This is a genomic window from Halomonas sp. LBP4, assembly GCF_003202205.1.
GTDB classification, from domain to species: domain Bacteria; phylum Pseudomonadota; class Gammaproteobacteria; order Pseudomonadales; family Halomonadaceae; genus Halomonas; species Halomonas flagellata.
The window spans coordinates 147,099-152,244 of the sequence record NZ_PDOG01000008.1; the positions used below are offsets into that span (position 1 = coordinate 147,099).

Consider the following 5,146-nt stretch of genomic DNA (forward strand, 5'->3'; position numbering starts at 1 on the left):
GATCAGCCCCAAGCGAAAGCGCTGACTGCGATAGCCCTGACCACTCCAGGAATTCGATAGAGGCATCCCCATGAAGACACAGGTCGCGATCATCGGCGCCGGCCCCTCGGGCCTGCTGCTGGGCCAGCTGCTGAGCCGCCAGGGCATCGACAACGTCATCCTCGAGCGCAAGAGCGGCGAGTACGTGCTGAGCCGTATCCGCGCCGGGGTACTGGAGCAGGGCATGGTCGACCTGCTGCGCGAGGCGGGCGTCGACAGACGCATGGACGAGGAGGGCCTACCTCACGATGGTGTCGAGCTGGCCTTCGACAACCGCCGGGTCCGCGTCGACCTGGCCGGACTGACCGGCGGCAAGACGGTGATGGTGTATGGTCAGACCGAGGTCACCCGGGACCTGATGGAGGCCCGCGAGGCCATCGGCGGCACCACTATCTACGAAGCCGACAACGTCCAGCCCCATGACCTCGAGACCGACCACCCCTATGTCACCTTCGAGAAGGAGGGCGAGACGGTACGCCTGGACTGCGACTACGTGGCCGGCTGCGACGGCTACCACGGCGTGTCGCGCCAGTCGATCCCCAGGGATCGCATCAAGACCTTCGAGAAGGTCTACCCCTTCGGCTGGCTGGGCCTGCTCTCCGAGACCCCGCCGGTCGCCGAGGAGCTGATCTACGCCCGGCACGAGCGCGGCTTCGCCCTGTGCAGCATGCGCTCCGAGACCCGCAGCCGCTACTATATCCAGGTGTCCCTGGACGAGAAGGTGGAGGACTGGTCCGACGAGCGCTTCTGGGAGGAGCTCAAGCGCCGAGTGCCCGACGAGGTGGCCGGGAAGCTGGTCACCGGGCCCTCCATCGAGAAGAGCATCGCCCCGCTGCGCAGCTTCGTGGTCGAGCCCATGCAGCACGGCCGCCTCTTCCTGGTCGGCGATGCCGCCCATATCGTGCCGCCCACCGGGGCCAAGGGCCTCAACCTGGCGGCCAGCGACGTCAACACCCTCTACCGGCTGATGGTGAAGGTCTACCAGGAGGGTCGCACCGACCTGATCCCGAACTACTCCGAGACCTGCCTCAAGCGCATCTGGAAGGCCGAGCGCTTCTCCTGGTGGATGACCACGATGCTGCACAAGTTCTCCGAGGAGGAGGACTTCGGCACCCGCATGCAGCAGGCCGAGCTGGACTATGTCACCAGCTCCGAGGCCGGGCTGACCACCATCGCCGAGAACTACGTGGGCCTGCCCTACGAATCGCTGGAATAGTCTGCACGGCTTCGGGCTTCGGGCGATTAACAAAACTCCCAGTGATTGATGGGCGCCGGGGGCAGGGCGTAGCGAGGGTCATTGGCCAAGGATGGCAAATGTAGCGCCCAGGGAAGGGCTTACAGCGCCCTCGCGAAGGCTTGCCGCCGGACAGCCCCATCCCATCTACATGGTTGTGAAAGGAGCTCTTAGGGATAGCGGCCGCTGCGGCGGTTCTCCACCAGCACCTCGAGGATCCGGTTGGCGTCCTGCATGATCTCGGAAGGCTTCTCGCCCCGGCGGCGGCTGCAGATCACCGGCGAGGTGATGTGCTTGTCGGCGAGGTAGGTGTAGACGATGCCGTCACGCTGAACGCGGCGCACCTGTTCGGGTACCAGGGTGATGCCGATGTCCGAGGCGACCAGTCCGAGTGCCGTCTGCAGCTCGTTGGCCTCCTGCACCACTTCCACCTTCAGCCCCTGGCGGCGGAAGAGCCCGAGCATCATGTCGGCCATGCTGGGGCGTGGTTTGGCGGGAAACAGGATCAGCGGATAGCGGGACAACTGCTCGAGGGTCGGGGTGGTGCCCTCGAGAGGGTGGCCCGCCGGCAGGGCCGCCATGACCGGCTCCTCGAACAGGACTTCCTGGTCCACATCCGGGTCGTCTATTCTGAGACGACCGAAGCCCATATCGATGCGGCCGGCCTTGAGTGCCTGGATCTGCTGGACCGTGGTCAGCTCCGCCAAGCTCAGCTCGACATTATCCTTTTGTCGAAGCTCCCTCACCAACAATGGCAACTGGCCATAGAACACCGACGGCACGAAGCCGATGCCGAACATGACGCGCTTGCTGCGGGCCATGCGTCGAGTGGACTCCAGGGTGGCGTCCACCTTTTCGAGGATCTGGATGGCGTGCTGACGGAAGAACTGCCCGGTGGTGGTCAGGCGCAAGCCGCGGGATCCCCGCTCGAACAGTTCGGCCCCGACTTCATGCTCCAACTGCTTGATCTGTCTAGATAAAGGGGGTTGTGACATGTGTAGCCGTTCGGCGGCGCAGGTCAGGTTCAGCTCCTCGGCGACCACGCAGAAGTACCTGAGATGGCGCAGTTCCATGATACCTCCTGGGTATGGCAGGGCACCCAAACAATATTGGTTCGATCTTCACGCTGCAATCAAACTGCCACGTAATTACCAGATTGCCGGACTTCGGAGCCCTTATGACATCCGTGATCGACACCATCGAGACGCTGCTGGTCGACCTGCCGACCATCCGCCCCCACAAGCTCTCCATGACCACCATGGCCTGCCAGACGATGGTCATCGTGCGCATGCGCCACAGCGATGGCATCGAGGGCCTGGGCGAGGGCACCACCATCGGCGGGCTCGCCTACGGCCCGGAAAGCCCCGAGAGCATCAAGCGCAATATCGATACCTACCTGGCACCGCTGCTGATCGGCGAGCCGTCGGGCAATGTCAATGCGCTGCGCGCGCGGCTGAATCGTCATGTCCGCGGCAACAGCATCGCCAAGTCGGCGCTGGAGACCGCGCTGCTCGACGCCCAGGGCAAGCGCCTGGGGCTGTCGGTGGCCGAGCTGCTCGGCGGTGCCCGCCACGACCACCTGCCGGTGCTCTGGACCCTGGCCAGTGGTGACACAAAGCAGGATATCGACGAGGCCTTCCAGCGCCTGGACGAGCGCCGCCACTGCGACTTCAAGCTGAAGATCGGCGCCAACCCGGTGGACCAGGACGTGCGCCACGTGGCCGCCATCAAGGCGGCCCTGGGGGATCGCGCCAGTGTACGGGTCGATGTCAATCAGGCCTGGGACGAGGCCACCGCCGTACGCGGCATCCAGGCCCTGCAGGATGCCGGCATCGAGCTGATCGAGCAGGCCATCCCGGCCCGCGAGCATGCCGGCCTGATCCGCCTGTCGCAGCGCTTCAACGTGCCGATGCTGGCCGACGAGGCGGTGCAGGATGCCCGCGATGGCCTCGATCTGGTGTGCGGCGGCTTCAGCGGCGCCTTCGCCCTGAAGATCGCCAAGTCCGGCGGGATCAACGGGGTGCTGGAGCTGGCCCATGTGGCCCAGGCCGCCGGCATCGGCCTCTACGGCGGCACCATGCTCGAGGGCACCATCGGTTCTGCCGCTTCCCTGCACGCCTGGGCAACGCTGCCCGAGATGGCCTGGGGCACCGAGATGTTCGGCCCGCTGCTGCTCAAGGACGACATCGTCGTCGACTCGCTGAACTACCACGAGTTTGGTGTCGACCTGCCGACGGGGCCGGGGCTCGGTATCACCCTGGACGAAGACAAGCTGGCCCACTATTCGCGCAAGTAACGGGTCGCGCACAGACTGAAGAGGAGAGACCCATGCTGTTTCAGGTGGAAATGACCGTCAAGCTGCCGCCGGACATGCCGGCCGAACAGGCCGCCGAGATCAAGGCCACCGAGAAGGCCTACTCCCAGGAGCTGCAGCGCTCTGGCAAGTGGCGCCACCTGTGGCGCGTGGCCGGTAGCTACTCGAACGTCAGCATCTTCGACGTCGAGGATAACGCCGAACTGCAGGAGCTGGTCAGCAACCTGCCGCTCTTCCCCTACATGGAGATCAGCGTCAAGCCGCTGTGTCGTCATCCCTCGTCCATCCGGGACGACGATAGCTGAACACACCATCACGCCAGCCCCGGCCCGGCCGGGCATAACGATAATCGCGAGGACAAGACCATGACCGTGAAGATTTTCGATACTCCGGAAGTGCAGGACTTCCTGAAGGCCGTCAGCGGCTTCGACCAGGCCGGCGGCAACGAGCGTGCCAAGCAGATCATGCACCGCCTGCTCTCCGACCTCTACCGGCTGATGGACGACTACGACGTCAGTGCCGAGGAATTCTGGTCCGCCGTCAGCGTGCTCAACGCCCTGGGCCAAGGCACCCAGTTCGGCCTGCTGGCGCCGGGCCTGGGCTTCGATCACTACCTGGACATGCGCATGGACGCCGCCGACGCCGAGCGTGGCCTGGCCGGCGGTACCCCGCGCACCATCGAGGGCCCGCTCTACGTGGCCGGCGCCCCGGAGGCCGAGGGCTTCGCGCGCCTGGATGACGGCACCGATACCGATGCCGAGGTGATGTGGCTGACCGGCCAGGTGCGTGACGTCGACGGCCACCCCGTCGCCGGCGCCAAGGTCGAGATCTGGCACGCCGACTCCAAGGGCGGCTACTCCTTCTTCGACCCGACCCAGAGCGAGTACAACCTGCGCCGCAGCATCCTCACCGACAGCGAAGGCCGTTATACCGCGCGCAGCATCATCCCCTCCGGCTACGGCTGCCCGCCGGACAGCCCGACCCAGCAGGTGCTCGATCTGCTCGGCCGTCACGGCCAGCGCCCGGCGCACATCCACTACTTCATCTCGGCGCCGGGCCACAAGCACCTGACCACCCAGATCAACCTGGCCGGCGACCCCTACACCTTCGACGACTTCGCCTTCGCCACCCGCGAGGAGCTGGTGGTGGAAGGCAAGCGCATCGAGGATCCGGCCGAGGCCGAGAAGCGCGGCCTGGAAGGCCCCTTCACCGAGGTGGTGTTCGACGTCGAGCTGGCGAAGACCGACGACCCCGAACTGCAGCATCGCCACAAGCGCCCGCGGGCCAAGGAAGACGAGCAGGACCAGCATAGCCAGCTGGCCGGCACCGCCAAGGTCTGATCGACCCCTGCCATTGACCTCCAGCGAGGAGCGCCGGGGGCAGGTCAAATGAGGAAGCAGACCTGCCGCCGGATCAGCTCCGAGCGATCACGACAAGACACCGAGGATCTGGATCATGACCACCCAGCTTGATCGTCTCGAACAGCGCGTCCGTGGCGCCGTCGTCGACGACGCCGAGGCCGGCATCTTCCGCTGCCACCGCAGCATGTTCACCGACCC

5 protein-coding genes are annotated in these 5,146 nt (G+C 65.6%); 4 read left to right on the forward strand and 1 reads right to left on the reverse strand.

The window, feature by feature from the left end:
• The first annotated feature begins 70 nt into the window (after positions 1–70).
• A complete protein-coding gene (pobA, locus tag CR157_RS19990) occupies positions 71–1,255 on the forward strand; it encodes a 4-hydroxybenzoate 3-monooxygenase (protein WP_110285294.1) in 1,185 nt (394 codons plus the stop codon).
• Between the two features lie 188 nt (positions 1,256–1,443).
• Here pobA and CR157_RS19995 read toward each other — a convergent pair whose 3' ends face one another.
• A complete protein-coding gene (locus tag CR157_RS19995; RefSeq protein ID WP_110285295.1) occupies positions 1,444–2,346 on the reverse strand; it encodes a LysR family transcriptional regulator in 903 nt (300 codons plus the stop codon).
• A 104-nt stretch (positions 2,347–2,450) separates the two neighbouring features.
• On the opposite strand from CR157_RS19995, the gene CR157_RS20000 reads away from it, so the two are divergent.
• Genes CR157_RS20000 through catA form a run of 3 tightly spaced genes read left to right on the forward strand, consistent with a single transcriptional unit; the run spans position 2,451 to position 4,927 of the window.
• Entirely contained in the window at positions 2,451–3,569 is a 1,119-nt protein-coding gene (locus CR157_RS20000; protein WP_110285296.1) for a muconate/chloromuconate family cycloisomerase, read from the forward strand.
• Between the two features lie 32 nt (positions 3,570–3,601).
• Positions 3,602–3,892, forward strand: coding sequence for a muconolactone Delta-isomerase (gene catC, locus CR157_RS20005; protein ID WP_110285297.1), 291 nt, complete (start codon positions 3,602–3,604; stop codon positions 3,890–3,892).
• Positions 3,893–3,952: 60 nt separating this feature from the next.
• On the forward strand, positions 3,953–4,927 hold the full coding sequence (catA, locus tag CR157_RS20010) for a catechol 1,2-dioxygenase (protein WP_110285298.1): 975 nt from the start codon (positions 3,953–3,955) through the stop codon (positions 4,925–4,927).
• Positions 4,928–5,146 lie beyond the last annotated feature (219 nt).